Origin of the sequence: Nocardioides sp. Iso805N (assembly GCF_000364605.1) — a bacterium.
Taxonomy (GTDB): Bacteria; Actinomycetota; Actinomycetes; order Propionibacteriales; family Nocardioidaceae; genus Nocardioides.
The window spans coordinates 38,761-65,650 of sequence record NZ_KB822581.1; the positions used below are offsets into that span (position 1 = coordinate 38,761).

Consider the following 26,890-nt stretch of genomic DNA (forward strand, 5'->3'; position numbering starts at 1 on the left):
GTTGAGTGGGAGCAGGCCGATCGGCCACCTCACCACTCGGGAGAATCCAGATGCGGAGATCCGTTGGACTCATCGCGGTCGCGACCTTGGTCGGGGCCGGCCTCACCACGCCAGGTGCGCAAGCGGCACCCAGCCACCCCAGCACCGACCATCGTGCTCTGACCGCGGAGCACACCGGCCCGCAGCATCCGGGCCACCGGTCGAAGGGCTACACCCCGCCGCCGATCCGCTGGGGCACGTGCTCGAGCGCCAGCCTGCAGAAGGCCGGCGCGTCGTGCGGCATGCTCACCGTCCCGCTCGACTACGCGCACCCGCACGGAACGAAGATCCGGCTCGCCGTCTCGCGAGTCCTGCACAAGACCAGCGATGCTGCCGCTCAGGGCGTCATGCTGGTCAACCCGGGTGGCCCGGGCGGCTCAGGGCTGGAGTACTCCCGGCTGGGGCCCGCCGTGCCCGAGGGTGGTGGCGACCCGTACGACTGGATCGGCTTCGACCCGCGTGGTGTCGGGGACAGCGTGCCGTCGCTGACCTGCGACGGCGACTACAACGCGCCCGGCCGGCCGGCGTACGAGCCCGAGGCCGGGACCAAGCGGTTCTGGCTCGCCAAGACCGCGGCGTACTCCCACGACTGCAAGACCTCTGCCGCGGCGGAGATCCTCCGTCACGACCACACCACCGACTGGGTCGCCGACATGGAGAGCATCCGCAAGGCGCTCGGCGTGAAGAAGATCAACTATTACGGCTTCTCCTACGGCACCTACCTCGGCCAGGTCTACGCGACCCTGCACCCCGACCGCGTACGCCGGTTCGTGTTCGACGGCGTGGTCGACCCGCGCGACGTCTGGTATCAGGCCAACCTCGCGCAGAACAAGCAGTTCGACCGCAACATCGACACCTACTTCGACTGGGTGGCCGACAACAACGCCGCCTACGGTCTGGGCACGAACGGCAAGGCCGTGCGGGCGCTCTACTACAAGGTGCTCGACGACCTGACGTACGACCCCGACCCGAACTTCGGGGCGGCCGACTGGGCCGACAGCTTCCAGAGTGCCGCCTACTACGTCTACAACTGGGACGACCTCGCCCACGTCCTGGTCGCCGCCGCACACGGTGATCTAGGTCCTGCGAAGGCGTGGTACGACGACCCGACGGGCCCCGGCGCCGACAACGAGTACGCCTCCTACCTGGCCGTCTCGTGCACCGACGCACCGTGGCCGTCCTGGCGCACGCAGGAGCGGGACGCCTACCGGATCGCGTCGTTCGCGCCGTTCCTCACGTGGGGCAACACGTGGTTCAACGCGCCCTGCAACACCTGGCCGGCCCCGGCGAGCACGCCGGTCCACGTCGACGGCAGGCGTGTGCCGCCGATCCTGCTGATCGAGGAGACCAACGACGCGGCCACCCCGTGGCCGGGCGCCATCGAGGTGCGCAAGCGCTTCCCGGGCGCCAGGCTGATCGAGGGCGTCGGAGGTACGACGCACGCCGGCTCGCTATCGGGCGTCAGCTGCACCGACGACCGGATCGCGGCGTACCTGCTCCACGGCACGCTCGATCCCCGCAAGCCGGGCAACAACCGGTCCGACGTGCAGTGCCCGCCTGTCCCGCCGCCGGCCGCAACGCCGGCCACGGCGACGGCCGCCGGCATCGCACCCTCGGTCGGGTCCAGCCACGGTGACCGGCTCGGCTCGCTGCGCAACCTGCTCACGAGCACCGGGATCGGAGGCCTCTGAGCGCATCACTGCGAGCACCAGGCGCCCTCCCACCGCTCCCGTGTCGGGTGCGGTGGGGGAGGCGCGGCGGTTTCGCCGATCGTTCAGGCGCAGTCGTTGCAGACGTCGGGGCCGACCGAGGCGCGTCGCGACACGTGCTGCACGAGGAAGCAGGACGTGCAGGTGAACTCGTTGGCCTGCTTCGGCGTCACCTCGATGTCGAGGGTCTCGTGCGACAGGTCTGCGCCGGGAAGCTCATACGTCTCGGCCAGCTCGGTCTCGTCCTCGTCGACCTTGCCGGAGTTCTTGTCGTGCTCACCCGCGGTCAGGCGACGAGCCTCGAGGCTCTCCTCCTTCTGCTCCTCTTCGGTCTTGCGGGATGCGTCGTAGTCAGTGGCCATGTGAAGCTTCCTCTCGGGGCGGAGCGCGAAGGTTAGCCCCGTACGGCGCTGCGGCCTTCATTTCGGCAAGCTCGAATAGCGCGGTCGCCTCGGCCTGCCACCTGCTCATGGGCCGGTGGGGCTAGGAGAGCGAGCCTCGGGCGTGCTTCATGATCACGGCGATGACCTCGGTCTTCGCCTCCGCATAGGCATTCATGTCTGCCCAGTCCTGGTCGACCAGGTCACGCTTGGTGCGCTCGTAGAGACCGCGGTCCTCGGGGTCTGCCCGCAGGTGGTCGCGGAAGAGCAGGTAGTCGCGAGCAGCAGGATCGCCGACTTCCACGATGTGCACGTGGACATCGCGGGCGGGAGTGCGGACCAGGCGGTGACCGGGCTCGCGGACTCGGAGTTCGTAGCCAGCATCCAGCAGTCGATCGAGGTAGTCCTCCTCCGCCGTGGCGTCCGCGACGGTCACGAGGATGTCGATGATCGGCTTCGCGGCGAGTCCAGGCACCGAAGTCGAGCCGATGTGCTCGATCTGGGCGGCCACGACGCCCAGCGCCGTACGGATGCGTCCTTCGTGCTCGCTGTACGCCTCGAGCCATCGCGGGTCGTGGTCGGCCAGGATGAGGTCGCGCTTCTCGATCCCACCGACGAGTTCGACAGTTGTGACATCCGGCCGACGCGATCCACGTTCTCCCACCACGCCGACAAGTGTTCACCACCCGGTCGCTGACCCTGCCCCGCCTCACCGATCGCCGTCGCACTCTGGCGGCCCTGGAAGACGGCCACGTCCAACACGCTGATCGAGCGAGCCTCGCTGCGCCGCCAGCGCGATCGGTGACCGTGGCACATGACCGCGGACGCGGCTAACGTGCCTTCATGACAGACATCGTGATCCGCGTGCGGTTCACCAGCGGCGACCACACCGACGTCCTGTACGAGGACCCGGAAGCCTCCGATGAAGACGTGGCCTTCGAACACGTTGTCCTGGCGCTGGCATCTGACGCGAACGTCCTTCGCTGCAAGCACGGGGATCGGCTGCTCGTGCTCTTCGCCCGTGGCATCGCCTCCATCGAGCTCGCACCCCGGGGCGCCATCCTCTAACCGGTCCCGGGACGCAGGGGCGCCGTGGTGGTTAGGCCGCTGCGCGCAGCCGATGACAGAGGCTGCGCCCCGAATCGCAGAGGATGCGTGCGATCACGACGTTGCCGAAGGCGCCTGCCGTCAGAGCCAGGATGACCATCGCTCCTTGCAATGGCGAAGGGAGCATGGCCAGGCCGAGAGCGAGGATCCACAGCGGTATGCCGCACGGTGCGCTGAGGAGCAGGCTCGCGAGCGTGTAGATCCAGTTCGAGGTGATCGCACCAAGGGTGAACAGCGCGAGCGACAGGGCCGGCAGGCCCACCGCCGCGGTCCGCCAGTGTCCCGGTAGGTGGCGCATGCGGGAAGTCTCCCACTCGGCGGTCCAGCTGACTAACGAGGCTTGATCGCGCGGGGCTCGGACGATGCAGGTGAAGCACGCTTGCTCTCGTGCGGCGGGGCGATCGCCAGGCCGACTTCAGCGGTGTTCGTCAGTGGTCCTCGCTCCAGTTGGCGATGATGACCGCAATCGGGGGGAGTACCGCGGCGACGACCGACATCACCACGGCCGCAGTCGTCGACCACAGCCGAACGACGTTCCACGCCAGCACGATCAGTGCCACGCACGTGCCCATCAGCGCGACGTACCAGCGCCGACGCCGGCGAAGGCGCTCGCTCTGCGCTCGCCGTACGTCGGTGACGTTGAAAGGCCGGCGGTCTCTTCTCATCACTGATCACGATGGCACGGATGCCGGAGGAGGAAGAAGGGAGTGAAGATCCGACCACGGCGAAGCGATGTGGCTCAGCCGGCGGGCGAGTCGGCGAAGGTGCTCACGAACGGCATCGCCCAGCCGAATGCGGCAGCCGCGGCGCCGTCAAGGTCCGGTGCCCGCCGAGTGGTCCGGCCACGTGCGATATCGGCTTGGTACGCCGTCACCTCCGCGACCATCGCCCCGACCGGCCCGGTCTTGTGGAATGCCGCGTCCGACACCGCAGCGGGCAGGTCGAAGGAAGCCGCGACCTCGTCGAGGGGGATTCCGAGCAGCAGGTCGAGGGCGGAGAGCAGCCCGGCGGTGAAGGCGAACGCCGGATCGCCGAGCCCTCGAGACCGGGCGAGCAGCTCGCAGGTGCGGGCACGCACGAGCGCTGTGGCCAGTGCGTCGGTGCTGGTGCCCGGCCGTCCGGAGAGCAGGGTGAGGGCGACCCACTGCTTGACGCGGACAGTGCCGAGCATCATGAGCGCCTCGCGCAGGGTCTGCAGCTCACGGCGCAGCCCGTGGCCGGCGCCGAGTGCGGCGAGCTGGAGTACCTGGACCACCAGCCCAGGCTCGCGACGGAGCAGCCGCTCGAAGTCGTCGAAGTCGATGTCCTCGGTCAACATCGTCGCGGCGAGCTCGACGTGGGCGGCAACCGACGAGGGCAGGGACGAGGAGCGCACCACCTCCGGTCGCTCGATCGCGTACCCCTGGAAGTAATCGAAGCCCGCAGCCCGGGCCCAGGCGACCTCGTCGTCGGTCTCGAGCTTCTCGGCGAGCAGCCGGACGCCGTACGGCGCGCAGCGGCGGGCCAAGGCCTCGACCTCTTCACGGGTCCCGGCGCGGACGTCGAGCTTCACGATGGAGGCGAGCTCGAGCAGCCGCTCTGCGCCCTCGATCCAGACGAAGTCGTCGAGCGCGAGCTGGTAGCCCCGCGCCACCAGCGCCGCACAGCCCGCGACCACCTCGTCGTCGACGGCGACGGTCTCCAGAACCTCGATGACCGTGCGGTGCGACGGGAGGGCGACCGGGGTCTCTCCGGTGAGCACGCCACGCTCGGCGTTGCAGAAGACGATCTTGTCGCCGACCAGCTGGCCGACCCCGATGGTCAGTGCGCCCAGAACCACGTCGGCGGTCATCTGCTCCCCGGAGGGGAGGGGAGCACCGTCCAGGAGCGGTCGGTAGAGGAGCTCGTAGCCGATCACGTGGCCGTCGCGGTCGACGACCGCTTGACGACCGACGGCGACCGCGGGGGGCGTCATGGCGCCCCGCTGCTCGACGTCACTCACCACCTTCGGCAGAGCGGTCATGAGGCGGCTATTTCTTCCCGGGCCAGGTTGGTTCAGCGGCCAGGTCGAACTGCCAGCCGCGCATGTACGTCGCGGCAAGGGTCGCATGTTCTCCGCGCCTGCGCGGCGGAATGACGGGGCCCGCTGCGTTTCAGCCAGGTGGTCAGATCGCTAGCACGGTGCTACCAGTTCTTGACCGGTAGACGCTGGCCGTCTTTCGCGCCGCCGCACAGGACGACGAGCCAGTCGACGAAGGGCCAGATGAAGAGCGTCAACCAACCGAACAGCAGCATGCAGACGCCGAGCGCGATGTTGCCCAAGTAGAACCGGTGGACGCCGAGAACGCCGAGGAAGAAGCCGAGGATGCTGGCCAGTCCGCGGCTCTTGGGAGATGTGCCGGGCGCGACGACCGTGCCGAAGTCTGTCTTCGTGCCACTCGCCGTCACCGCAGCGGCGGCAGGCATAGCAGGGGTGACGACATAATTATTGCCGTCGCGGTAGACATTGACGTGCTGGCCGATGGTGGGATTCGCGAACCGAATCAATCCGATGGGGACGGCGATGACGGCACCGTCATCGGTTCCTACGCGTAGCTCGGTGCCGTCGACGCCGATGATCTCTGCCATTGAAATGCCCCTCCACATGGTTCGAACGCGGACCGCGCAACGCAGCCTGAATGAGATTCGGCTGACTGCCAAGAAGATGTCACACAGCGGAACGTGCCGGATGTGGTTTCGGCAGATTGCCGAACCGGTCCAGAGGGGCGGCCGTTGCCGTGGTCGCGGTGGACAAGGCACGACCAATCCCGCCACGGATCGAGACACATTCCAAGTCGCAGAGCAGCTCTGCGATCAGGGCCTCGCAAGGAATTCCGACACCGCCCGGGCGACCTCGTCGGGTGCCTCCTCCGCTTGGTGGTGGCCCGAGTCGATCACCCGGTGCTGGATCGGCAGCTCGAGCCACGGCTGCCAGATCGCGACCGGGTCGCCCTGGATGTCCAGGTCGTCGCGGGCCGACTCGAGAAGCAGCGTGGGGCAGAGGACACGTCGTTTGGCCAGGCGGTCGGCCTCATCGTGGTCGCGGTCGATGCCCAGACCCGCCCGGTAGTCCTCGCACATCCCATGGACGACGCCCGGGTTGCGCAGCGCGGCCCAGACATCGGCGTGGTTGGCCGCACCCATGGCCTCCGGTGGCGGCGTGGAGTACCAGGCACCTGGGTCGGCGTTGATGAACCGTTCCGCCGGCTTGTCGACCTGCCCTAGGAACCACCAGTGCCACCATGCCCGGGCGAACCGGGCATCGGTCCGTTCGAGGTGCTCGATGACGGGAAGCCCGTCCATGACGACGAGGTGCGAGACGCGATGCGGGTGGTCCATCGCCGTGCGGAAGGCGACCAGGGCGCCCCGGTCGTGTCCCGCAACGGCGAAGCGGTCGTGGCCGAGACGCGTCATGAGACGTGCGACGTCGCCGGCCATGGCGCGCTTGCTGGACTGGGAGTGGTCCGCCTCATCGGGAGGCAGGGTCGATTCGCCGTACCCACGTAGATCGGGGCAGACGACGGCGTGCTCGGCGTCCAGTCGCGACGCAACCTCGTGCCACGTGGTGTGTGTGCGGGGGTGGCCATGGAGGAGGACGACCGGAGTGCCCTGGCCCCCGAAGCGCGCCCGGATGGTGACATCCCCGAGATCGATACGCTCCACGACGAAGTCATCGAACACGGACCGAGCCTACGGCTCGCTCAGACTTCGGCGACGTCGCCCGTGTAGACCGTGAACGTCGTGCCGCAGCCCTCCGCGTGCTTGCTGGTCTCGGCCATCTCGGGGGTCGCGGCCGAGGCCTTGAAGAGGTCCACGCTGGGCCAGAACAGCTCGGCGACGAGGTACGGCGCGCCGCCCTGCGGGTGACTGAGCTGGAAGCTGCCCAGCCCGGGCACGGCCTTGACGAGGGGGATGTGCTCCTCGGTGTAGCGGCGTTCGAAGGCCTCTTTGTCGGCCGGCTCGTCGTAGACCACTGTCAGTCGGTACATCGGCAGTTGCCACCCTTCGGTGTCGATATCAGATGAGGCGGGCCAACCGCTCGAGGGTCTGCTCCATCATCGCGGCAGGCACGACGGGGAAGTTGATCTTGCCGACGAGCTTGGGATGCAGCCCGGACCAGTCGCAGTAGGAGGTGACGCGCGTGGTGCCGTCGGTGACCGGCTCGATCAGGAAGCCGTAGACGTGACCGATCGGCGTACGTCCCTCGCCCCCGACGGCCCACTCGACGAGGCGGTCGGGCTCGATAGCGGTGATGGTGTTCACCACGGCGTACCGACCCATCGGGAGATCACCGAGCGGAGCCCTGTCCATCTCCATCGTGAACGTGTCGCCCACGGCAGAGACCCGAGGCGCCTCAGGAGTGGCCACGAGCATGCCGGATCCGTCGATCTGAACATGGGCGGCGGGATCGGTGACGACGGCGTAGATCTCAGCGGGGGTGCCGTCGATCAGACGCTCGACCGAGATGCGTTGCGACATCAGGTCTCCTACCTGCGGTTGACGTTTCTGAGGTGCACGGTAGATCACGTCACCACGAGGACGAGCTGGTGAACCCGGCGAACGCCTTGGTGAAGGCGTACGGCGCTTGGGTGATCCCCGAGCAGTCGTCGGCTCCGACGCTCCCGGCGCAGGTGCCGTTGTCGCGCTGCAGCGCCCAGAAGGACAGGTTGCCGAGGTGCTTGCCGCTCGCCCACGTCCGCACGGTCGCGGCGTCGGCGAGGCTGAAGGTCTCGCCGGGGCCGAAGTCATCGATGCCAGGCATCTCGGTGACGCCGACCATCGCCCACAGCTGCGCGCCGGTCTTCGCCGGCCAGAGGGTCTTCAGCTGCTTCTGGACGGCGGTGGCGGCGCTGATGGTGTCCTGCGCCATCTCGTGTCGCGTCCCGTCGTAGTAGTCGAAGGTCATCACGTTCACGATCCCGACGAGGACGCCGTTGGCCACCGCGGACCGCAGCAGGTAGAGGCTGTTGTCCAGCAGGCCGTAGGTGGCGACCGGGAGCGTGTACTGGACGTCGAGAGGACGGTGGGCCGCCGCGGCCCAGGCCGCGACCTTGGCGAGGGCCTGGTTGCGTCGATCGACACCGGCGCGGTCGTCCAGGGCGGCGCCTTCGATGTCGAAGTCGATGCGCTTGAGGTCGTAGAGACTGATGACCCGCTCGAGCTCGGTGGCGATCGCGTTCACGCTGGTGCAGGAGTCGGCGAGCTCGCTCAGCCTGGCTGACGCCGCGGCTCCGCCGAAGGACATGATCACGTCACCGCCGTTCGCGCGGACCTGCTTGATGCCGGCGGTGAAGACGCCGCCCTGCGTCGCCGCGCCGACGTCGCGCCACTGCAGGGTGCAGGACCCCGATCCGGCGGTCTCGAGGAAGGCGATGTCCACGTAGCGGGCGCCGGAGGCCGCCGTCGCCGCCGCGAGGTCGGTGCCGCGGTAGGACTGGAAGTACGGCGCGAACAGCTGTCGGGGCAGGCCCGATCCGTTCGTGACGGTGACGGTGTAGGAGAACCTCGCGCGCAGGGCTGCCCACGTACGCCGGCCGACCCGGCCGGTCCGGGGAAGTCGGTGGGCCTTCTGGAACGCCTTGACCGCTCGACGGGTCGACCGCCCGAAGTGGCGGTTGATCGGGGTGACCTTGAGGTAGGTCTTCAGGACCTTGGTCGCGGTGTTCGTCTGTCCGAAGCGAAGGGTCTTCTTCTCGTAGGGGGCGAAGGGGTCGACGATCCTCGTGGTGGTCGTACGGCCCGCGATCGCGGTCGCGATATCGGCACGGGCGGGCACGACGAACAGGGCCGCGATGGCGACGATGACGGTGAAGGCTGCGGCAACGACGGCGGCAAGGGGAGGAGTAGTCGTCTGGCCTGCGGTGCTGCGCATGCTGGTCCTTGCTGTCCGGTGCCGGGGGATCGGGCGAGGCTCGCGGTCGACCTGTCGGGGGAGATCCTAGGAGCCAGCACCCTCGCCTGGGCGCGGATCCGCGGGCAGCCTATGGCCGAGGAGATGGCGAGTTGCGGGCCGGGCCACGCCCCTCCGCCGCGCCGCGACGGTTGGACGCACTCATCGCGGCACGAGCGTGTGGGTGGTGTCTGCGCTGCGACCAGGTCGATGTCGATCTCGTCCTTGGGTGGCAGGGTCGGTGATTCACGTCGATACTTTCTACGGTGCCGCTTGTGACGCTGCGCCTGTCGTTCCCGTCCGGCCGGAGGCACCCCATGGGCACGTTGATCTACGCCGCCAACACCTCGCTCGACGGCTACCTCGAGGACGAGACCGGCTCCTTCGACTGGTCGGTGCCTGACGAGGAGGTGCACGCGTTCTGGAATGAGCATGAGCGGCACATCGGCACGTCGCTCTACGGCCGTCGTATGTACGAGACGATGCGCATCTGGGAGAGCGACGACTGGCTTGCGAACGAACCGGCCGTTGTCCGCGAATATGCGGAGATCTGGCGCGACGCCGACAAGATCGTGTACTCATCGACGCTCGAAGTGGCGTCGACGGCGCGGACGAGAATCGAGCGGCGGTTCGAGCCCGACGTGGTTCGACGGCTGAAGGAGGAGTCCAGCTCGGACCTGAGCATCGGCGGCGCGACCATCGGGGCGGAGGCGTTCCGGCACGGGCTCGTCGACGAGTGCGTACTGCTCCTGTGCCCGGTCCTCGTGGGCAGCGGCAAACCGGCCCTGCCCCAAGGCATCCGCCTGGACCTTGAACTGCTGGACCACCGACGGTTCAACAACGGAGTGGTCTACGTGCGCCACCGTGTGCGGACCGCCACTTGATACGCCGTGACAATCCGGCTCAGGTCTAGAGCAAGGACGTTGTCGCCTGCGGAGACCCGGGGGCGCCTTCGGCTATTCCAGACTGCTCAGACGTGCCGCGCCGTCAGCCGGAAAGCGGGCTTGGTGCTGGCGAGCGCGAGCAGGTCGGCGTCGGATGACGTGGCGCTGATCCCCTTCGGGAAGAAGGCGCCGACCTCCCACGCCCACGCCTTGAGGTAGGCCCGGGCGGTCGCGACGTACTCCTCGGGGTCGGTGACCTCGAGTGCCGTCCACTCCTCCCGGCGCTTCCCCAGGATCGTGGCCGCCTCGCCGCCGGCGGCGCGCACGTTGCGGACCCACTCGGTCAGCCCGCGCGGGGCGTAGAGGTAGGTGGCGCCGTCGAGAGTCAGCAGGTTGACCGCCGTCTGGCGGGGCTCTCCGGACTTGCGCCCGCGCACCTCGAGTACTCGGCTGCCCTTGAGGCTCACTCCGTGATTCGTCAGCCAGCGGACGGCAGGGTTGAACACACGCTGGGTGAACCAGCCCGGCCTCGCATAGTCGGCAGCCACATGTGCATCCAACCAGCGCGGTCGCCCGCGGGGAAGGGGGACTCCGCGCTCGGGTGCTGCGCCAGGGCTCCGCCGGTGAGCAGCAGTCCGTTCACGCCTGCCGGGGCACCGGTGCCGATCCTGCGCCTGCCGAGGTGGGCCCGAGCCTGTACCGGACCACTCAGGAAGCGCTGACCAACATCGCCAAGCACGCCGGACGTCCGCAGGGTGGCGGGTAAAGATCCTGCGGCCGTGCACAGCCGCGGTGCTTCGGATCGCTAGTCTTCGGGCCATGGACGCGACCGCCGATCTCGAGGGTTTCGCTGCCTCAGCGAAGAGCGTCGTCGACTACCTCCGGGCGCACAGCTGCCTCACTGACTGGTCAGTGAGCCGCATCGACGGGGTCGAGCAGGTGCACCTGCACGTCAGCGGAGATGTGCTGCTCCAGGTCGGTGACCGGGTGCCGTGGGAGGACACGTTCTGCCGCCGGATGCTGGGCGGTGCGTCACGGATCGTGCTCGACTCACAGCGCGATGCCGACTACGCCGCGTTGCCGGCCGTCGCGGACGTGCGCTCCTATGCCGGGTTCCCGATCGTGGAGGGCGACGGCTCGCTCTTCGGCACGCTGTGCGGCGTCGGCGCGGAGCCGATGCAGTCGACCGACGAGCTCGACTCCGATCTGCTCGGTCTCCTGTCCACGTTGTTGTCTCGCCAGCTGCGCCTGGTTCGGGCCGCGGCGGTCCACCGGAACTCCGCGGTCATGGCGGACGCCGCGGCGAACACCGACGTGCTGACCGACGTGCTGAGCCGGCGCGGCTGGGACATCGTCACCGCCGATGCTGAGGCGCGCGTGGCTGCCCTGGGCGAGCACGGTGGGGTGTTGATGATCGACCTCGACGGGCTGAAAACCATCAACGACACCAAGGGTCACCACGCCGGTGATGCGTTCCTGCGTACGGCGGGGAACGTGCTGCGTGGGGCGACCCGTCGCGGCGACTCGGTCGCGCGGCTCGGCGGCGACGAGTTCGCCGTCTACGTAGACGACGTGCCGGTAGCCGATCTGGACGTCATCGCCCGGCGCTACGCCGATGCGCTGGAGGCCGCCGGCGTCGCGGCCTCCGTCGGTGCCGCACCGGTCATCCCGACCTCGGGCCAGGGCTGCGTGTCCCGCGCCCTGGCCGATGCCGACGCACTGATGTACGAGGCCAAGGCCGCCCGCAAGACGAGATCCCTCTCGACGCTCTGATCGGCCTACGCCTCGTGGGCTTCCGCTATCGGCGCTCACCTGCTGCCTTGGTGGGCGGCCTTCTAGAAGGAACGAGCACGTGAAGCCATAGCCGACGTTGGGGCCGCTCAGCCAGTCGCAGTCGTAGCAGCCAGGTTGGTCGGGCGCTCCCGAACATCGAAGGTCTCGCCGTCAACGACGAGCCGCATGGTTAGCATCATCGCATTCTGGTGGACGTCACTCCGCAGGGAGCTCGACGTCACGGCATCGTAGGTGTCCCTGCGCTTGCAAAACCTCGTGGGCCCCGTGGGTGATGGAGTGAGATCGGCGTGGATGACAAGCGGCCAGTTGACCTGGGGACGGCAATGTTCATCCCCTACCGATATACCGAGGACCGGATCTTCAGGGCCCTCCAGGACGCCGGCTTCAGCGACTGGACGCTCGCTCAGTGCCGGGTGTTTCAACGGGTCTCGCCGGATGGTTCTCGCCTGACAGACCTTGCTGGTGAAGCCCAGATGAGCAAGCAAAGTGCAGGCGTCCTGGTCGACCAGCTGGAACGTCTGGGCTATGTCCGCCGGGTCCCCGACCCCAAGGACGGTCGCGCCCGGTTGATCGTGATCGAGCCACGTGGACGTCAGGCCGTGAAGGTAGCCATGGCCACACTCGACGAGATCCTCTCGGAGTGGAAGGCCCACCTGGGTGCGCGCAACTTCACGCTGCTGGGCGAGATCCTGGGTCAACTTCGCGAGATCACCGACCCCTACGCGCGGTAGGCCCGCGCCGGGCCGCCCCTCACCATGGCGTGAGCCGGATCTGAGGCAACGCAGGCAGCCACTCTTGATTGCTCAGGATCATTGACCATTATGGTCAATGATCCTGACGATGTCCTTTTGTCGTACGACGGTCGCCGCGTCTGCGGCGTCGCCAGCGTGGACACGTCCCTTTCATCTCGATGCACGCCACGAAGGGAACCAACATGTCCACTGTCATCACCGGAGCATCCGGCCACCTAGGACGGCTTGTCGTGGAACAGCTCCTCGACGCCGGCACGCCTGCGGCCCAGATCGTGGCCACCGGCCGCGACACCGACAAGCTCACGGGTCTAGCAGAGAACGGAGTCACGGTTCGGCGTGCCGACTTCGCTGACCCGAGCACCCTCGACGCCGCATTCGCGGGCGCCGACGCACTGCTGCTGGTGTCCACGACCACCGTCGGGGAGCGGTTCGACAACGCCCGCAACGCCATCGACGCAGCCATCCGAGCGGGCGTGTCCCGGATCGTGTACACGAGCATCCTCAACGCCTCGACCGCGCGGATGGCGCTCGCCGACGCGCATCGCCGCACCGAGCAGTACTTGCGCGACAGCGGTTCGGCCTTCGTCATCCTCCGCAACGGGTGGTACCTGGAGAACTACACAGACCAGCTTCCTGTGATCACTCAGTATCAGGCCTTGTTGGGCAGCGCGCGCGACGGTCGGGTGAGCGCGGCCAGCCGGAGCGACCTCGCGGCCGCCGCCGTCGCGGCGCTGAGCGACGATGAGCACCTGGGAGCGACGTACGAGCTCGGCGGCGCGCCGTTCACCCTGACCGAGCTTGCCGCCACGATCAGCGACGTCCTCGGCACCCGGATCGCCTATCAAGACATGTCGGTGGCTGACTACACCAGCGCGCTGACCTCCGCCGGGGTGCCAGCCGAGATGGCCGCCGCTGTCGCTGATGCCGACGCCGGCCTTGCTCGTGGCGAGCTGTTCACTGACAGCGATGCCCTGGCCAAGCTCATCGGCCGTCCAGTGACGACGGCGCGTGAAGCCCTCCAGGTCGCCCGGCAGGCCCAGGTGTCACGGTGAGCGCCACCGGACCGGGCGTAGACACTCATGAGATGGTCCTGATCCACCGCGTCCTCCGGCGCGAGCTGGGTCAGCTCTCCCGACTGTTCCGCTCCGCGGCGAACGACCGTGCGCGATCCAAGGTCGTCGGCGCGCACGCCCGGGAGATGTTGGACTTCCTGCACACGCACCACACCGGCGAGGACGAGCTGCTCTTCCCCTTGCTGCGCGAACGAGCTCCTCTCGACCCGGAGCTGATGGACCGGATGGACGCCCAACACGCACAGGTCGACCATGCCGTCGCTGCCATCGGCGCAGAGTTACCGGCGTGGACGGCGGGCGCGGACGCCGCCGCGAGCGAGCGGATGGCGGATCTCGTCGAAGCGATGATGCCGACACTGATCGCGCACCTCGCTGAGGAGGAGCACAAGCTGCTTCCGATCGTCTCGGTCACGGTGACGCAGAAGGAGTGGGATGCGCTCGGTAAGCACGGTATGAACGCGATCCCGCTCAAGCGACGTCTGGTGATGCTCGGCCACATCACGGAGGAAGCCGATGACGCAGAGAGATTGAGGTTCCTCCACGTCGTGCCGGCCCCCGCTCGGCTGGCCTACAACCTGATCGGACGCCGCCAGTTCACCCGCGAAACCGCCAAGATCCGCGGCTGACCCGATCCGGGTCTCGGCGGATGGCGACGTCCGACGGGCGGCGGATAGGCGCACCTCCACGGACTAAGCGGACGGCGGGAGATCCGTTCAGTCGGTACGCCGCTGTGGCGACCGCCCGCCACAGCACGTAGAGCACCAAGGCGTCCGGTCCGCGTACCAGGCTCGGATGGCTGAAACCGTCTTGGTCGCCGGAGCCGGTGGCGTCATCGGCAGGCACGCGGCCGACACCTACGCCACCCGTGGCGTCGCCGTGCGCGGGTTGAGCCGGAGGACGGCTTCTGCGAGCTCTTCGACGAACTGGTCTCGCGTCTCGTGATTCCGCCGGTGGCCTGACACGTGCCCCGCCGTCGAGGCGCCTGCCTTCCCGTGGCCGCCGGCAACCGCGACTCTCGCCATCACTCCGCCGCGCGCCACCCCGAGGACCGCGTCGCCGTGCCGCTGGCGAACGACCCTGCGGGGATCCGAACGTCCCCAAATACGGGACGCCCCCGTGGGCGGTTTGCCCCCTAGACTCGTGAAGGTGGACAAGGCCAGGCCGTGATCCTCGTGACCGGCGCCACCGGCAACGTCGGTTACCGGCTGCTTGAGAACCTCGACGACGCGGCCGCGCCCGCGACGGCCATCGTCCGGACGGATGGCGGTGCCGTGGACCTGCCGCCCGGCGTGGAGTACGTCGTCGGCGGCCTGGACGACCCGCCCGCGCCGGAGGTGCTGCAGCAGTTCGACCAGGTCTTCCTGATCAGCCCGGAGATCGAGGGGCAGGCGGAGATGGAGATCATCTTCATCGACGCGCTGGTCGCGGCGGGACATCGACCCCGCATCGTGAAGATGGCGTACGACGGGTTCCAGGACCCCGACTGCGCCGTGAGGTTCATGCAGAACCATCGCCTGATCGCCACGCATCTGGGCCGCACCGGTCTGCCGGTCGTGTACCTGGCGCCGACGTTGTTCATGGAGGAGCTGCTGGGATCAACCGACGCCATCCGGGACGAGGGACTGCTGCCCGTTCCGGCGGGTGCGGCCCGGGTGGCCCTCGTGGCCGCACGGGACGTGGCGGACGTCGCGGCCGCGGTCCTCACGGGTGAGGCCGATGTCGATGACGGCGACGTGGTGGTCCTCACCGGTCCGGAGGCGCTGAGCTTCGCCGACGTCGCCGACCGGATCTCGACCGTGTTCGCGCGGACCGTGGAGTACGCCCCCATCACCGCGGAGGCCGCACGCTCGGTCCTGCGCGAGGGCGGCCTCTCGTCGTGGCAGGTGAACGGGCGCCTGGAGCTGTACGAGTGGATCAACAACGACGCCATGGACGGGGTCACCGAAAGCGTGCGGAAGGCGACCGGCCACGAGCCCCTGCCGCTGGAGGCCTGGCTGGGCGAGGCGCGGGCCGCGTTCCTCCGGCCAGCGGGAACGTCGCTGCCGCGATTCTGACCCAGGTTGAGCACGAGTGGTGCCCAGGGCGGAAGTGCACCGGCGCGTGGCCGCCGCGGCGACCTGGACCCGCAGCGACCACGTCAGGCGGAACCCCGGTGATGCAAGCGTGTGGTCACGGCGTGCGCGTCACCTGCCTGCTCGGCGCTCGCGAAGTATGGACGTGGTCGTCGGCCATGCTCTTAGCGACATCCAGGTAGCGATGATTGGGAACGCCGACACCTCCCGCCGAGGAGTGAGCTCCCCGGATCCGGCCCGGCTCGAACCAGCAGCCACCCGCACCGTGCGGCGAGCCGCTGGGACGGGTCCGGGAGGGCACTGCGTGGCGACTCAAGAATCCAGCGCGTCGACCTGGGTCGAGTCCAGGGTCGTGGTGGATGAAGGGGCCACCGCGTGATCCGGTGGCTGCACTCTAGGCAGTGAGTGCGGCGTGTGTCAGGTCCTCCTTCTCGGTGGTGGTCTCGTCGGTGTTGATCAGGGCCATGCGGGAGCGGGCCAGGACGTCGAGTCCGAGGTAGCGGCGGCCTTCGATCCAGTCGTCGTGTTGCTCGGCCAGCACGGCACCGATGAGCCGGATCGCTGAGTTGCGGTCAGGGAAGATCCCGACGACGTCGGTGCGGCGGCGGATCTCGCGGTTGAGCCGCTCGTTGGGGTTGTTGGACCAGATCTGGCGCCAGATCTCCTTGGGGAACGCGGTGAAGGCGAGGATGTCGGCGCGGGCCTCGTCGAGGTGGTCGTGGACCTCGGGGAGCTTGTCGGCCACGGCCTCGAGGAGCTTGTCGAACTGGGCGTGCACGGCCTTGGCGTCGGGCTGGTCGTAGACCGAGTGCAGCATCGCTTTCACCCCGCCCCAGGCGTGCTTGGGACAGATCGCCATCAGGTTCGCGGCGTAGTGGGTCCTGCAACGCTGCCAGGACGCGTCGCCCATGGTGGCCCCCAGGGCAGCCACGAGCCCGGTGTGGGCGTCAGAGGTGACGAGCTTGACCCCGGACAGGCCGCGGGCGTTCAGGCCCCGGAACAGGGTCAACCAGCCGGCCTCGGACTCGGCCGAGCAGATGTCCACACCGAGGATCTCGCGGTGCCCATCAGCGTTGACGCCGGTCGCGACCAGGACGTGGGTGGCGACCACCCGGCCGCCCTCGCGGACCTTCATCGTCAACGCGTCCGCGGCCACGAACGTGTACGGACCGGCGTCCAGGGGCCGGGTGCGGAAGTCCTCGACGTGGGCGTCGAGCTCCTTGGCCATCACCGAGACCTGAGACTTCGACAACCTGGTGATCCCGAGGGTCTCGACGAGCTTCTCCATCCGCCGCGTCGAGACACCGAGCAGGTAGCAGGTCGCGACCACCGTGGCCAGCGCCCGCTCGGCGCGCCGGCATCGCTCGAGGAGCCAGTCGGGGAAGTAGGACCCCTCACGCAGCTTGGGGATCGCGACCTCGATCGTCCCGGTGCGGGTGTCGAAGTCACGGGTCCGGTAGCCGTTGCGGGAGTTGGTCCGCTCGGGCGACCGTTCGCCATACGGAGCGCCGCAGATCGCGTCGGCCTCGGCCGACATCAACGCCTGCACGAACGTGGACAGCATCGCCCGGAGCAGGTCGGGCTCGGCACGCTGGAGGTGCTCGGCCATGAACGTGGGCAGGTCAATAGAGTTGGGGGCGACGGTCATCGTGGTGACTCCTTCAGTCGTGCTTTCGCAGGTCTTCTGAAGGATCACGCGGTGGCCGTCGCTGTGTCAGGACGCCACGCTCAGGTCAGGCCCGTCGTACACCACGCCCGTGGACTCAACTGCGGCGGATGGACGCACTTGCTTTGCCTGTCGACCGGCGCCGGCAGCCCGGGGGGAGCAGAAGTCAGGGGTCAGGAGGCAGTCGTGATGGGAAGCCTGGTCCCATACCCGCGCCGTGCCTGACTTGGTACCCACAGATAGGCGTTTGAGGGTAGGCCGTAGCGCGCGGCAACCGCCCTCGCGCTGGTCACTAAATGATCCAGCTCCCGGCCGTGGAGGTAGCAGGTGACGGCGCCGCCGGTGGTGGTGCTTTCGCCGCACGCGCCGCCACCGCTGAGCTCGTCAGTAAGCGGTTCCGTCAGTTCGAATTCGGGCGGCTCGTCTCCGGGGCGTCCGAACCGTAACTCCAACAGCACTTCGCCTGAGGCCCGTGCCTCGTCGCGCCGCATCCGATCAGCCCAGTGGCCAAGAACCCGAACGAGCACGGTCATCCCGACACAGATGAGGATGAGGTAGACGCCGTAAAGGCCGCCGACCACAGCTACGACTCGACAAATGACCCGAGCGACACCGCCCAGGTAAGAACTCGCCGTCCACCCGAGAACGAGCACGATGATGCCGGCGGCGCCGAGGCCGTAGGTGTCCCAAGAGGTCGGTGGTCCGAGGTGACCAGGATCAGGGATCAGGTCGCCCTTGGCGCTCGCCCCATCTCCGGACATGTGGCAACCGTACGGGTCGCACCGGGACCGTGCCGTGCAAACGCGTACGGCGATGTGGGATAGAAGCCCGCGGGGGCGAGACCAGAAGGACTCGCGGCGGATCGACGCACTGTCACCCGGCACCGTTTCGCCGATCGCGAAGCGACGAGTCCGGCCCCGGGATGCCAACATAGATGTCGCGTGTTCGACAACGCGCGACCGCTGTGGGCGACGTGACCGAGATGGATTGGACCGAGGCGCTTGTCGTATGACTTGGACGTTTACCTTGTCACTCCGTTGACGTTGGATGACGTTGTCTCTGCGGTCGCAGAGACGAGCGGGCTGGCGGTCGATGAGCGATCTGCGGGCGCGCGTCAGGTGGTTGTGCTGCAAGGCGCGCGACGTAGGCACGCGTTCACGGTGACAGGCCCCGAGATGCTCGCGCCTGAAGATGTACCCCATGCAGTGAATGAGCGCGTCCTTGGTGCTTCGCTCTTGTACGAGATCAACGTCGAAGGCGTTCTTGACGGCCATGTTGCGTCGGCGGTTCGGTTTGCTCATCGTCTGGCTGCGGCGGGCGCCGGCGCAGTCCACGACCGCCAGACCGATGAAGTGTGGGCTCGCAAGGGTGGCCGTACTGTCGCGAAGCCCGAGCCCAAGACCCGCGTAGCGGCGCTGGACTTGGACTGGTTCTGCTGGCGCGACGCGGTGACAGACGATGCGGTGCGTGCCTTTCTCCATGCGGCGCGCCGGTACCTGCCAGAGGCCTTGCCGCGGAGGTTCGGTAGCTATGAGCCTCTGCGGGGCAAGTTCGAAGAAAGCGGAGATGAAGGCTTCATCGAGGCTTGGCGCGAGGATGAATGGCTATTCGGTAGGGCGACCGTTCCGGTGACGTCGTTTTCTCTCAGCGGTGGCAAACCTGAGGCGCGACCGCGGAAAGTCTGGCACCTAGGCCTGCATCTCCTGGCAGATCCGTTTCGCGAACAGCGATGGCAGGACCCCCTGGAGCGTCTCTTTGTGGAACTGGCAGACGCGCTGCCGGCGTTCCTGGCGACGGCCGTCGTGAAACGCGACCACATCTGGAACGGCCGCGAACTGATGGTGGATCGCAACACCGAGAAGATGCTCTCGCTCAACCAGGCCTGGCAGGGATGGATGGGTCTGCCGCCGATCCCGCCGTGGTGGACCTGGTACGGCAAGCCGTACACGGAGCTGGTCACCTCTCATCTGGGCGACGCCGTGACAAGCACGAGCCGAGGTCTGTTGCACAAGATCAGCGGGCCGCCAGCAGACGGGGATGTCGCCGCTGCCACGCCTGACCCGCTTGCCGGCACGGGGCTCCGCGCGGTCCTCGGCGAAGAGCTGCCGCACCAGTACATTCGTGAGCTGCGCCGAGCCTCGGTTATCCCAGAGGCGTTGCAGGAGTAGCGGCCCACGTTCATACAGGGCGCTTGGGCGCCGAAGAGCGGATCGCGATACTTTCACCATCCGGTAGGCCGTAGCTCAAGATTCGGCGTCTGGGAAGCGCGCGGACTGGCGGCGAAGTCACGCACGGTGGTTGCCGCAGCTGCGGCGGACCAGTCGAGCTTCAATCGGGCAGCGTTCACTGGAGCCGGGCGACGTATCCGCGCCCGTGCCAAGACTCCGTGTCCCACTTGAACGTAAACAGTTGCTGCCAGATCGAGTGGGAGCGCTGGCCATATTCGAATCCGACCAAGGCGTTGCCGCCGCGCTTCGTCACCTCCTGTGCCAAGCGGCTTCGGACCTGTCGGAGGTCCGCGTTTTGACGTGAAATCTCGACAGAGACCGGATCCGGTGAGCTCCGGAACTCGTCGCAGGGGGTCTCGGTGAAGAACACACCGTCGTGCCAAAGGCCCGTGACGCCAGCATGCTGATCCATCTAGGCGCGTTCCATCAGTACGACAAGCTCCTCGCGGGCGTTACCGAAGCCCGGGATGGAGGCAGTCGCCATGGACACCACGCGCCAGCCCTGCTCGGCGTAGGAGTTGATCGCCGCCTCAAGCTTCTCGGGGCTGAACTTGCCCGAGAAAAACCGGTCCTTCTGAGTGATGACCTTGTACGTGGCCATGGGAGCCCTTTCGCGTCGTTGATGGCGGAGGCGCCACCGAGGAAGAGGATCTCTCAGCTCGGTGGCCGCCGTCTGGCGATTGGTAAAGGCAGGTAGACAGGTGCCCCACAGGCGGGGGTGTGGCGCGGACCCGGACGGTACGCGGCGGTATGCCGCATATCGATACCGCGCAGGGGAGGACCCGTAGCTCGACGGCTCTGCTACGGGGCTCAGCTCGCGCACGCGCTCAGGTGGGAGAGCCGCCCAGCGCGTTGGTGACCTTCCTCGTGAGATCGCGGCGCCGTAGTGCGGTCAGGAGCCCCATGAGGGCGATGCGGTCGGCAAGGGTGCCGCGGGCGGCGAGCGCGTCGACGGCCGCGGCTGCCACCTTGAGAGCCAGCGGCTCGGGCAGTTGCGGGGCACCGTTGTGAAGCTCGCCGCGCGTGGCCAGCACGACGAGGTGCTCGACAGGCCAACTTTCGTCTCGCAGGACACTGGTGGCCCAGACGGCTGCCCGAACGATGTCGGCGTTGCTTCCGACGAAGAGGGTGCCGCGGCAATCGCCGGTGATCGAGCCGGGCCACTCGGGGACGATGTCCGCCGCGCTGGCCAGCTCGGTCCAGCGGTGCAGGAGCTGCCGCGCGGACGGTCGATCTAGCGTGGTCTCGACGTCGCGTAGCCATCGTCGCGGCGGCCGTCGAGGTCCGAGGTCGCTGAGCAGGCGGACGAGGGGAGCGATGTCCTCGGCCGACAACGAGCGAGCTGCCTCTCGCGCCGGGTCTACCCATGTGTCCCCGTCGACCAGCATCGAGAGGTCGAGGATCTCGGGCGGCGTGGCTGATGTGATGACCCGTGTTGCGAGGCTGAGCAGCTCTCTTAGCTGTGGCTCCCAGAGTGCGGTGCGCTCGATCGCCTGCAAATACGCGATGCACTCCGCAAGGGCGTCGAGTAGGCCGACATCTGCCTTCCCCTCGGAGCAGATCTGTCGGGCGCCGCGAAGTGCGATTGCGATCCGTCGATCGTCATAAAGGCCGCGGTTGGTCACCGCCCAGACCGCCGTGGTGGCGGTAGTCGTTGTCCAAGGAAGTCGCATCCGCGCCACGCTTGCCCAGGGCTCGCGTGCTCGACCGAGCCAGTCGAGGGTCTCGTCGGAGGGGTCGATCGTCACGATCTGTGGACGGGCTGCGAAGGTCTCCACTGCCGCGAGCAGCACAAGGACGCCCGACAATCGGGTTGACGGGTCCAGTCGAGAGGCTGTGAGAACGCCCGGCCACGCATCCCAGTCCTTGCCGAGTGCCTTGAGAGCCGCATCGACGATGGCACGATGCTGATTGATCCCGGGCACATGTGTGAGTATGCCGAACTGGTGTCGACGGGGACGCCGATCGCCGCCCTCTTCAGCTGTATCGGTGGCGCCGACAGGCGGCGGTGTGACGCACATCCCGATCAGTGGAGACGACAGGCTGCCTTGGGTCACCTCTTTCCGGTTCGGTTCGACGATGTCGTCATACCTGCAGACCCGAAAACAAGCCGCTCCTCTGCAATCACGAGCAGACTGAGGGCGTGAGCGGAAAGCGGACCGGGCTGCGGCGGCCGGTCGTGGCTGTCCTCGTCGGGTCTTCAACGCTACTCAGCGCTTGCGGGGCCTCCGGGCCGCAGTTGTCGTCAGCGGCACCGCCGTGGAAGGTGTGCGGCCGCGTTCTGATCGACAGCGCAGCCGGGCCGGCCGTGATCGACGTATCCCGTTGGCCCATGGGGAAAACCATCACCCAGGAGACAGTCGGAGGGATCGACCTGGCGCTGACGCACCATTGCTCCGTCGGTGCTGAAGTCACCTTCTCCCCACCCGAGGCCGCAGTCATCGAGAAGAGCGTGGCCGTCGACAAAGGACTCGTGGCGGCCGTCATCCAACCGGTTCGCAAGCGGTTCGTCATCTACGTAACCGGGCCAAGCGGCAACCGCCGAGCTCTCAAAGTACGGCTCCATCGACTCGTGCCGCCGTAAGCGGCGATTAGACGCACCTCAGTGCGATCGGAGGACGAACCAGTTCGGCCCGCGCTGCCGTCCGATGTCCCAGTCTCGTGCGACGACCACTTGTGCATGTATTCCGCACACCCGCCCAATCGGATTGGGCAGCGCCAGGACAGGCACTGCTCGTCGCTGAGAAGCTCGTCAACCCGCGACGTGCCCTCGGACTCCGCTCCGGCATCAAGTTCGGGCCGACGCATCACGAGGAGACGGCGTCCTCAATAGCCAGCGGGCCGCCGCAAGGATCGATGACCTTGCCTGTCACTGCATCTGCGTACCGCTTCCGCGGGAGGCGCTCGTTCGAGCCGGGCTAGTCTGCCAACCGTGCCGTCCCGTAAACGTCAGCGCTACCTGAAAAGGCAAGCGGACCGGCTAGGCAGGCGCGAGCATGACGAGGCGGCCGGCCATCCAAGCGACCACTGGCTCGTGTACCTAACGGCGGAGGACATATTCGGGCCAGGGGTCGAGTTGTCGATGGCCTCCATCGCCCTCCAGATCAGCAAGGTGTCGTTGGAGTTGGCGCTGTCTTGGTGCGCTCAGTGGGTGGCGAAGCTTGAAAGCCCGACTACTTCTCACGAGGACGTGGACCGGGAATTCGTGGATGTCCATTTCCGTGGCGTCCTCAGGTCACGGATCCTGGCTCTCTTGAGACAGCCGAAGCGGGTTCTGCTGAACCCGCAGACATTCAGCGTAATGATGAAGATCGCGCTCGAGCACTGCCGGAGAGAAGGCCCGCCGCCCTCCGAGGCCGACGTCTCACCCCTTGCGAAAGCCGTCCTCGCTGTGCCAACGCACCTCTCACACGACGTCGAGGACCTTACCGAGCCCGAGCTCGTCGTCGACGTCGACGGGGGACGGATGGCGCAGTACATGGTGGCGAACCAGATGTTTAACAACCCGGCCGACTGGCGCACGGCGTGGGCTGTGTACTACAGGTGCCTGCGTGAGATCCCACGTGAACTCGGCAACCACTCGCGCGTGATCGACTTCGAAGCCGCCTATCTAGATGCGACCGCCGTTCCGCTCGATGACCTAATTACGGTTTGTGCGGTCCTTTGGGCGCGCGCGATCAACGACAACCCCACGCTCCCATTGGACTACTTCGAGCCGCTCAGATGGGAGCCAGCTCGTCTGGCTGCCGTGCTTGACCTTATTGCAGCAAGCCCGGAATTCCTCCGCGAGGCATTGCGAGAGGACGCGTCCGAACTAGGGCTGCTGTGGTCAACGAAGACGTTCGACCAGTTTCCAGTCGTTAGGTGGGAGAACTACCTGACCGTTCTGCGCCCTTCCTGGATCGTCAACAGATCGACGGGCGCGTGGCCCTTGTACGACGTCAGGCGTGTACTCGAGGCGCGCGGGGCAAGCTCCGAGATCAGTCGTGTCTCGGGGTCGATCGAACACGCCTACGAGCACTACACGCTTGAGGTATTAGAGGACCTGGCACGGCCCGGCCTGGTCTACCGAGACGACGCGATACGGCGTGCGTATGGCAAGAAGAGCAGCGTTGCGGACGCCGCGTTCGCGTACGGTCCCGCGTGGGTCGTCGTAGAAGTATCGGCCCGGGGGTTTCAGCTGAAGACTGCGGCCGGCGTCTCTGAGGAGGCACTGACCCAGGATCTCGATCATGTCATTCGCAAGGCGCGCCAAGCCGAGGCGACAATCGACAACATCCGCCGCGACGAGAAGGCACTGACCGGTGCGACGACGCCACTGGGCGCCCGGAGGTTCTTCCCAGTGGTCGTTGTCGCATCACGATTCGCCGGCAACCCGATCACGTTCACGATGCTGAACGCTCGCTTGAGGGCAACGGGCGTATTGCAGGCCGCGGACTGCGCGCCGCTAGAGGTGTTCGAGCTCGAAGATCTGCTCGCCGTCGAGGGAGCGTGCGAGCGACATGGATATAGCTTCCTCGACCTACTCGCCGAGAAGTCCAGCGTCGAGCGGCCGCTCGTGCCGATGCGAGAATTCCTCGCCCACAAGCTCGGTCAACCAGCCCCGGTTCCGACTCGGGTTGATAGGGCCTGGCCAGAGTGGCTGAACACTGCGATCAGGCTGCTTCGTGAGGGAGCGGCCACCGATGACACGGGGGCTGAATAACGCCGATCCCCACCTCGGTTTCCCAACCGGCCCGAACCGGATCAGAGATCGAGGTCTCTCCCATGGCGGGGGATCGACAAGAACGTCGACGCGAATGTCGGCCCCACGGCAATGCCCGCAGTCGCGCGGGACCAGGAATCCAGTTCCCGGCACGGTGCCCGTTAGCCGACCGAGAAGTTCGGATATGTGTTGCCGGGGAGGACTCTTCGGCGCTCGGCGTGTCCGGGCGCGACCCGGGACGGTCAGCACCTGCTGGGGATACGTCGCAGCTTAGTGACCGTCGTGCACATCTTCGAAGGGATCGCGGCCCCCGCGTTCGTCGCTTGTTTCCCGGAGCAGCGCGGCAAGGGAGTCTCGTCCCGCGGGCGGATCGTATTCGCGGTCGCTGCGCAGGACGCTGAACTCGATGTGGTGCTCGGCTTCCTCGCACGCAGCTAGAACATCAGGGTCGGTCGGAAACGCCGCTTTGAGGGCCTCGACCGCGTGGCGTGCCGGCGCATAACGTTCTTCCGGATCAGTGGTGGAGTCCCATCCGTCGGCGGAGTCATCGATAGCAGACTCCAGGCGTGGGACAAGCTCGTCTCGGAGACGGTCTAGCAGCGTCTGACGTTCCTCGGCGTTGAAGACCTCGACGACGTACGGATCCGCATAGCCGGAGTCCAGATCGAGAGCGCAGTCCGATACCTGGTTGGCGGCGCGGACGCGCAGATGCTCGGGCAGGGCGGCCGCCCCTGCGAGCCTGCCGAGCAGCTTGGGTTCCCAGTAGGCGTCCAGGTACATCCCGAATGAGAGGAGCGGACCGAGGGAGGCGTCGTGGTGCTGAGCCCATGCACGGAGGAACTCATCGGAGCATCGCCGAATCAGAAACCAAGCCGCGGCCGGTGTCATGAAGTCGTCTTTGCGCCGCACGGGAAGCGGGACGCGGGGAACTATGCGGTCGTACAGCGCGGGCGGCACGTGGACGAAGGTGCCGGGTGCGGCGGGGCCGCCGCAGTCCAATTGGCGTACGAGTTCGGCATCCGTCATGCCGTCGATGTAGACGGCCATGGTTGAGATGTCTTCGGCGACGTAGGCAGCGAATCCTTCGCGGATAGTCGGGTGCCGAAAGCGCCAGATTGAGTTTCCGTGAGTGTCATGGTCGAGGCTGAGGAAAGTGTCGCGCACCGCCGTGAATGCGGCCAGGGCCTCAGCGGTGGTGGCGCCCAGTCTATGGATGGCGTCCTCGACTTGAGGGCTGGGGGTGACCGGGGCTGGGAGTTCGTCGCCGGTGAGGTAGACAGTGGCGAGAGCTGCCTTTTGCGCTGCAGTCAGTCCGTTGAGGACGTCGACTAGGAACCGGCGCGGGTGTTCGAAGAATTCGATCAGGCTGCGTGCGTCAGTGAGAGTGCCGGAAGGGGTAAAGGCGCGCATGGAGAGCCGGCGGGCGACCTCAGGCTGGAAACGTTCGAGTCGCGCGATGTCAGGCAGGGTGGGTCGCCAGAGGGCGAGGGCGGCTGCGGGCTGGTCGCCCGCTTTGAGGTGGTTGTAGAGGATCTGGCTCTTCTCATCGGTGCTGAGGTCGGTGACGTCGACGACTACCTTGTGCTCTTGGAGACGCGGGTAGGCGTACTCCTTGAGCAGCGGCTTGGCTTCGCGGTAAATGTAGTCGCGACTGGTGAGCAGGATGCGTGCTCCATCGGAAACGGCGGCCATGACCTGGTCCATCCGCCGTGTCCAGGCGTCGGTCAGCGTGGGGTCGTGCCGAATGCTTCCGAAGGCGTCGTCGACCCAGAAGACCTGGCTGGGGTCATCGGCGTCCCAGTTCGCGATGAGCTCGTCGGGCCCGTCGACCCGTTTGACGTTGGCGTTCCAGTGGTCCAAAGCGGTCATGCACAGGGTGGCGGCGATGGTCGACTTTCCGCTGGCTGGTTCACCGAGGAGGAGGACGAAGCCATGCTCGGAGATGGCGTCGCTTGCTTGCCGGTAGGCGTCGGTGGGGACAAAGGTCGCGAGTTCGCGTTGGAGTCCGGTGAGGAGGGCGCGTGCCTGTCGGATGCGTCGATCGTCGAGGATGCGGCCGAGGTCGCCGAGGCCGTAGACCCGCGGGACGTAGCGTCGCAGGTTCCAGTTCCGTTCGATCTGGGAGCAGATCCAGGCGCCGGGTAGTACATGGACATGTTGCGGGCCGAGGGCTCGGACTTCGTCGATAAGCCACGCCTTCGTCCGGCCAGTGACCTCAAGGTTGGTCAGGAGGAGGTAGCCGTCGCATTGACCGCGTGCGTAAAGGGCTTGAATCTTGTCGAGCTCATTGGTGAGCTCACTCGGGGTGAGCGTTCCTGATGCGCGTGTGGAAAACTTGCATTGGGCGACGACCGCCATTCCGGGGCCGACGAGGGGCTCGAGGGCGGTGTCGGATGTGTCTGCCGGTGTCTGCCAGGCACCGTGGAACGCGCCGTCTTGGCCGACGTCGTTGGAGTCGGCGAATGTGGTGAAGGTCTGTCCGAGCACTTGTTGGAGGACAACGGCGCACAAGTCTTGGAAGGCTCGCCAGCCGAGCTTGTGCAGGTCGTAGTCCAAGGTCATGGTTCAGTCAT

At 67.2% G+C, this 26,890-nt stretch carries 27 protein-coding genes; 11 read left to right on the forward strand and 16 right to left on the reverse strand.

Annotation, left to right across the window (positions count from 1 at the left end; genetic code table 11):
• Positions 1-50: 50 nt before the first annotated feature.
• Positions 51-1,730, forward strand: coding sequence for an alpha/beta fold hydrolase (locus H036_RS0115400; protein WP_017935696.1), 1,680 nt, complete (start codon positions 51-53; stop codon positions 1,728-1,730).
• Positions 1,731-1,813: 83 nt separating this feature from the next.
• Here the strand turns inward: H036_RS0115400 and H036_RS0115405 are convergent, their stop codons facing one another.
• Both H036_RS0115405 and H036_RS0115410 read right to left on the reverse strand, forming a co-directional pair.
• Entirely contained in the window at positions 1,814-2,110 is a 297-nt protein-coding gene (locus tag H036_RS0115405) for a DUF4193 domain-containing protein (RefSeq protein WP_017935697.1), read from the reverse strand.
• A 121-nt stretch (positions 2,111-2,231) separates the two neighbouring features.
• Complete coding sequence (locus H036_RS0115410) at positions 2,232-2,795, reverse strand: GrpB family protein (protein ID WP_017935698.1); 564 nt, start codon at positions 2,793-2,795, stop codon at positions 2,232-2,234.
• Positions 2,796-2,971: 176 nt separating this feature from the next.
• On the opposite strand from H036_RS0115410, the gene H036_RS0115415 reads away from it, so the two are divergent.
• On the forward strand, positions 2,972-3,196 hold the full coding sequence (locus H036_RS0115415; RefSeq protein WP_017935699.1) for a hypothetical protein: 225 nt from the start codon (positions 2,972-2,974) through the stop codon (positions 3,194-3,196).
• A 31-nt stretch (positions 3,197-3,227) separates the two neighbouring features.
• Here H036_RS0115415 and H036_RS0115420 read toward each other — a convergent pair whose 3' ends face one another.
• The 8 genes from H036_RS0115420 to H036_RS23095 form a co-directional block, all read right to left on the reverse strand.
• Entirely contained in the window at positions 3,228-3,533 is a 306-nt protein-coding gene (locus H036_RS0115420) for a hypothetical protein (RefSeq protein ID WP_157417446.1), read from the reverse strand.
• A gap of 130 nt (positions 3,534-3,663) precedes the next feature.
• A complete protein-coding gene (locus H036_RS24965; protein ID WP_036488683.1) occupies positions 3,664-3,900 on the reverse strand; it encodes a DUF3099 domain-containing protein in 237 nt (78 codons plus the stop codon).
• A gap of 74 nt (positions 3,901-3,974) precedes the next feature.
• Positions 3,975-5,237, reverse strand: coding sequence for an EAL and HDOD domain-containing protein (locus H036_RS0115430; RefSeq protein ID WP_017935702.1), 1,263 nt, complete (start codon positions 5,235-5,237; stop codon positions 3,975-3,977).
• Between the two features lie 161 nt (positions 5,238-5,398).
• Positions 5,399-5,842: a TM2 domain-containing protein gene (locus H036_RS25760; RefSeq protein ID WP_017935703.1), complete on the reverse strand. Its 444-nt coding sequence runs from the start codon at positions 5,840-5,842 to the stop codon at positions 5,399-5,401.
• A gap of 225 nt (positions 5,843-6,067) precedes the next feature.
• The gene (locus H036_RS0115440; protein WP_017935704.1) at positions 6,068-6,934 is read right to left on the reverse strand and encodes an alpha/beta fold hydrolase; all 867 of its coding nucleotides are present in this window, start codon (positions 6,932-6,934) and stop codon (positions 6,068-6,070) included.
• A 20-nt stretch (positions 6,935-6,954) separates the two neighbouring features.
• Positions 6,955-7,242: an EthD family reductase gene (locus H036_RS23090; RefSeq protein ID WP_017935705.1), complete on the reverse strand. Its 288-nt coding sequence runs from the start codon at positions 7,240-7,242 to the stop codon at positions 6,955-6,957.
• Between the two features lie 28 nt (positions 7,243-7,270).
• Complete coding sequence (locus H036_RS0115450; RefSeq protein WP_017935706.1) at positions 7,271-7,732, reverse strand: SRPBCC family protein; 462 nt, start codon at positions 7,730-7,732, stop codon at positions 7,271-7,273.
• A 49-nt stretch (positions 7,733-7,781) separates the two neighbouring features.
• Positions 7,782-9,125, reverse strand: coding sequence for a peptidoglycan-binding protein (locus H036_RS23095; protein ID WP_017935707.1), 1,344 nt, complete (start codon positions 9,123-9,125; stop codon positions 7,782-7,784).
• 293 nt (positions 9,126-9,418) lie between these two features.
• Here H036_RS23095 and H036_RS0115460 point away from each other — a divergent pair, with 293 nt between their 5' ends.
• Positions 9,419-10,027: a dihydrofolate reductase family protein gene (locus tag H036_RS0115460; RefSeq protein WP_232421885.1), complete on the forward strand. Its 609-nt coding sequence runs from the start codon at positions 9,419-9,421 to the stop codon at positions 10,025-10,027.
• 86 nt (positions 10,028-10,113) lie between these two features.
• On the opposite strand, the gene H036_RS25945 is transcribed toward H036_RS0115460, so the two are convergent.
• Complete coding sequence (locus tag H036_RS25945) at positions 10,114-10,575, reverse strand: nitroreductase/quinone reductase family protein (RefSeq protein WP_017935709.1); 462 nt, start codon at positions 10,573-10,575, stop codon at positions 10,114-10,116.
• 271 nt (positions 10,576-10,846) lie between these two features.
• Here H036_RS25945 and H036_RS23100 point away from each other — a divergent pair, with 271 nt between their 5' ends.
• From H036_RS23100 to H036_RS0115500, 5 genes are all read left to right on the forward strand, one after another.
• Entirely contained in the window at positions 10,847-11,800 is a 954-nt protein-coding gene (locus tag H036_RS23100) for a GGDEF domain-containing protein (protein ID WP_017935711.1), read from the forward strand.
• 308 nt (positions 11,801-12,108) lie between these two features.
• Positions 12,109-12,552 (forward strand): MarR family winged helix-turn-helix transcriptional regulator, encoded by a 444-nt coding sequence (locus H036_RS0115485; RefSeq protein WP_026146086.1) that lies wholly within the window; start codon positions 12,109-12,111, stop codon positions 12,550-12,552.
• Between the two features lie 203 nt (positions 12,553-12,755).
• Positions 12,756-13,625, forward strand: coding sequence for an SDR family oxidoreductase (locus tag H036_RS0115490; protein ID WP_026146087.1), 870 nt, complete (start codon positions 12,756-12,758; stop codon positions 13,623-13,625).
• Between the two features lie 32 nt (positions 13,626-13,657).
• Positions 13,658-14,272, forward strand: a complete 615-nt coding sequence (locus H036_RS0115495) for a hemerythrin domain-containing protein (RefSeq protein ID WP_017935715.1) — start codon at positions 13,658-13,660, stop codon at positions 14,270-14,272.
• A gap of 537 nt (positions 14,273-14,809) precedes the next feature.
• Positions 14,810-15,700, forward strand: coding sequence for an NmrA family NAD(P)-binding protein (locus H036_RS0115500; protein ID WP_017935716.1), 891 nt, complete (start codon positions 14,810-14,812; stop codon positions 15,698-15,700).
• A 412-nt stretch (positions 15,701-16,112) separates the two neighbouring features.
• Here the strand turns inward: H036_RS0115500 and H036_RS0115505 are convergent, their stop codons facing one another.
• Positions 16,113-17,366 carry an IS256 family transposase gene (locus H036_RS0115505; protein ID WP_017935717.1) on the reverse strand — a complete coding sequence of 418 codons (1,254 nt, stop codon included), beginning with the start codon at positions 17,364-17,366 and terminating at the stop codon, positions 16,113-16,115.
• A 191-nt stretch (positions 17,367-17,557) separates the two neighbouring features.
• A complete protein-coding gene (locus H036_RS0115510; protein ID WP_017935718.1) occupies positions 17,558-18,145 on the reverse strand; it encodes a hypothetical protein in 588 nt (195 codons plus the stop codon).
• Positions 18,146-18,421: 276 nt separating this feature from the next.
• On the opposite strand from H036_RS0115510, the gene H036_RS23105 reads away from it, so the two are divergent.
• Positions 18,422-19,552 carry a hypothetical protein gene (locus H036_RS23105; protein ID WP_157417450.1) on the forward strand — a complete coding sequence of 377 codons (1,131 nt, stop codon included), beginning with the start codon at positions 18,422-18,424 and terminating at the stop codon, positions 19,550-19,552.
• 472 nt (positions 19,553-20,024) lie between these two features.
• Here H036_RS23105 and H036_RS0115525 read toward each other — a convergent pair whose 3' ends face one another.
• The gene (locus H036_RS0115525) at positions 20,025-20,213 is read right to left on the reverse strand and encodes a DUF4177 domain-containing protein (RefSeq protein WP_017935721.1); all 189 of its coding nucleotides are present in this window, start codon (positions 20,211-20,213) and stop codon (positions 20,025-20,027) included.
• Positions 20,214-20,439: 226 nt separating this feature from the next.
• A complete protein-coding gene (locus tag H036_RS0115530) occupies positions 20,440-21,669 on the reverse strand; it encodes a hypothetical protein (RefSeq protein WP_157417452.1) in 1,230 nt (409 codons plus the stop codon).
• An 86-nt stretch (positions 21,670-21,755) separates the two neighbouring features.
• Between H036_RS0115530 and H036_RS25425 the strand changes: the two genes are divergently transcribed.
• Positions 21,756-22,196, forward strand: coding sequence for a hypothetical protein (locus H036_RS25425; protein ID WP_157417454.1), 441 nt, complete (start codon positions 21,756-21,758; stop codon positions 22,194-22,196).
• Positions 22,197-22,544: 348 nt separating this feature from the next.
• Positions 22,545-24,317: a hypothetical protein gene (locus H036_RS0115535; protein ID WP_157417456.1), complete on the forward strand. Its 1,773-nt coding sequence runs from the start codon at positions 22,545-22,547 to the stop codon at positions 24,315-24,317.
• Positions 24,318-24,587: 270 nt separating this feature from the next.
• On the opposite strand, the gene H036_RS0115540 is transcribed toward H036_RS0115535, so the two are convergent.
• Positions 24,588-26,879 carry a hypothetical protein gene (locus H036_RS0115540; RefSeq protein WP_017935724.1) on the reverse strand — a complete coding sequence of 764 codons (2,292 nt, stop codon included), beginning with the start codon at positions 26,877-26,879 and terminating at the stop codon, positions 24,588-24,590.
• Between the last annotated feature and the right edge of the window lie 11 nt (positions 26,880-26,890).

What these genes read in the sequence shown, in the direction of transcription:
- H036_RS0115400 (WP_017935696.1), top strand. Translation starts at nt 51, where the DNA reads ATGCGGAGATCCGTTGGACTCATCGCGGTCGCGACCTTGGTCGGGGCC.
- H036_RS0115405 (WP_017935697.1), bottom strand. Translation starts at nt 2,110, where the DNA reads ATGGCCACTGACTACGACGCATCCCGCAAGACCGAAGAGGAGCAGAAG.
- H036_RS0115415 (WP_017935699.1), top strand. Translation starts at nt 2,972, where the DNA reads ATGACAGACATCGTGATCCGCGTGCGGTTCACCAGCGGCGACCACACC.
- H036_RS0115420 (WP_157417446.1), bottom strand. Translation starts at nt 3,533, where the DNA reads ATGCGCCACCTACCGGGACACTGGCGGACCGCGGCGGTGGGCCTGCCG.
- H036_RS24965 (WP_036488683.1), bottom strand. Translation starts at nt 3,900, where the DNA reads ATGAGAAGAGACCGCCGGCCTTTCAACGTCACCGACGTACGGCGAGCG.
- H036_RS0115430 (WP_017935702.1), bottom strand. Translation starts at nt 5,237, where the DNA reads ATGACCGCTCTGCCGAAGGTGGTGAGTGACGTCGAGCAGCGGGGCGCC.
- H036_RS25760 (WP_017935703.1), bottom strand. Translation starts at nt 5,842, where the DNA reads ATGGCAGAGATCATCGGCGTCGACGGCACCGAGCTACGCGTAGGAACC.
- H036_RS23090 (WP_017935705.1), bottom strand. Translation starts at nt 7,242, where the DNA reads ATGTACCGACTGACAGTGGTCTACGACGAGCCGGCCGACAAAGAGGCC.
- H036_RS0115450 (WP_017935706.1), bottom strand. Translation starts at nt 7,732, where the DNA reads ATGTCGCAACGCATCTCGGTCGAGCGTCTGATCGACGGCACCCCCGCT.
- H036_RS23095 (WP_017935707.1), bottom strand. Translation starts at nt 9,125, where the DNA reads ATGCGCAGCACCGCAGGCCAGACGACTACTCCTCCCCTTGCCGCCGTC.
- H036_RS23100 (WP_017935711.1), top strand. Translation starts at nt 10,847, where the DNA reads ATGGACGCGACCGCCGATCTCGAGGGTTTCGCTGCCTCAGCGAAGAGC.
- H036_RS0115490 (WP_026146087.1), top strand. Translation starts at nt 12,756, where the DNA reads ATGTCCACTGTCATCACCGGAGCATCCGGCCACCTAGGACGGCTTGTC.
- H036_RS0115495 (WP_017935715.1), top strand. Translation starts at nt 13,658, where the DNA reads ATGGTCCTGATCCACCGCGTCCTCCGGCGCGAGCTGGGTCAGCTCTCC.
- H036_RS0115505 (WP_017935717.1), bottom strand. Translation starts at nt 17,366, where the DNA reads ATGACCGTCGCCCCCAACTCTATTGACCTGCCCACGTTCATGGCCGAG.
- H036_RS0115510 (WP_017935718.1), bottom strand. Translation starts at nt 18,145, where the DNA reads ATGTCCGGAGATGGGGCGAGCGCCAAGGGCGACCTGATCCCTGATCCT.
- H036_RS0115525 (WP_017935721.1), bottom strand. Translation starts at nt 20,213, where the DNA reads ATGGCCACGTACAAGGTCATCACTCAGAAGGACCGGTTTTTCTCGGGC.
- H036_RS0115540 (WP_017935724.1), bottom strand. Translation starts at nt 26,879, where the DNA reads ATGACCTTGGACTACGACCTGCACAAGCTCGGCTGGCGAGCCTTCCAA.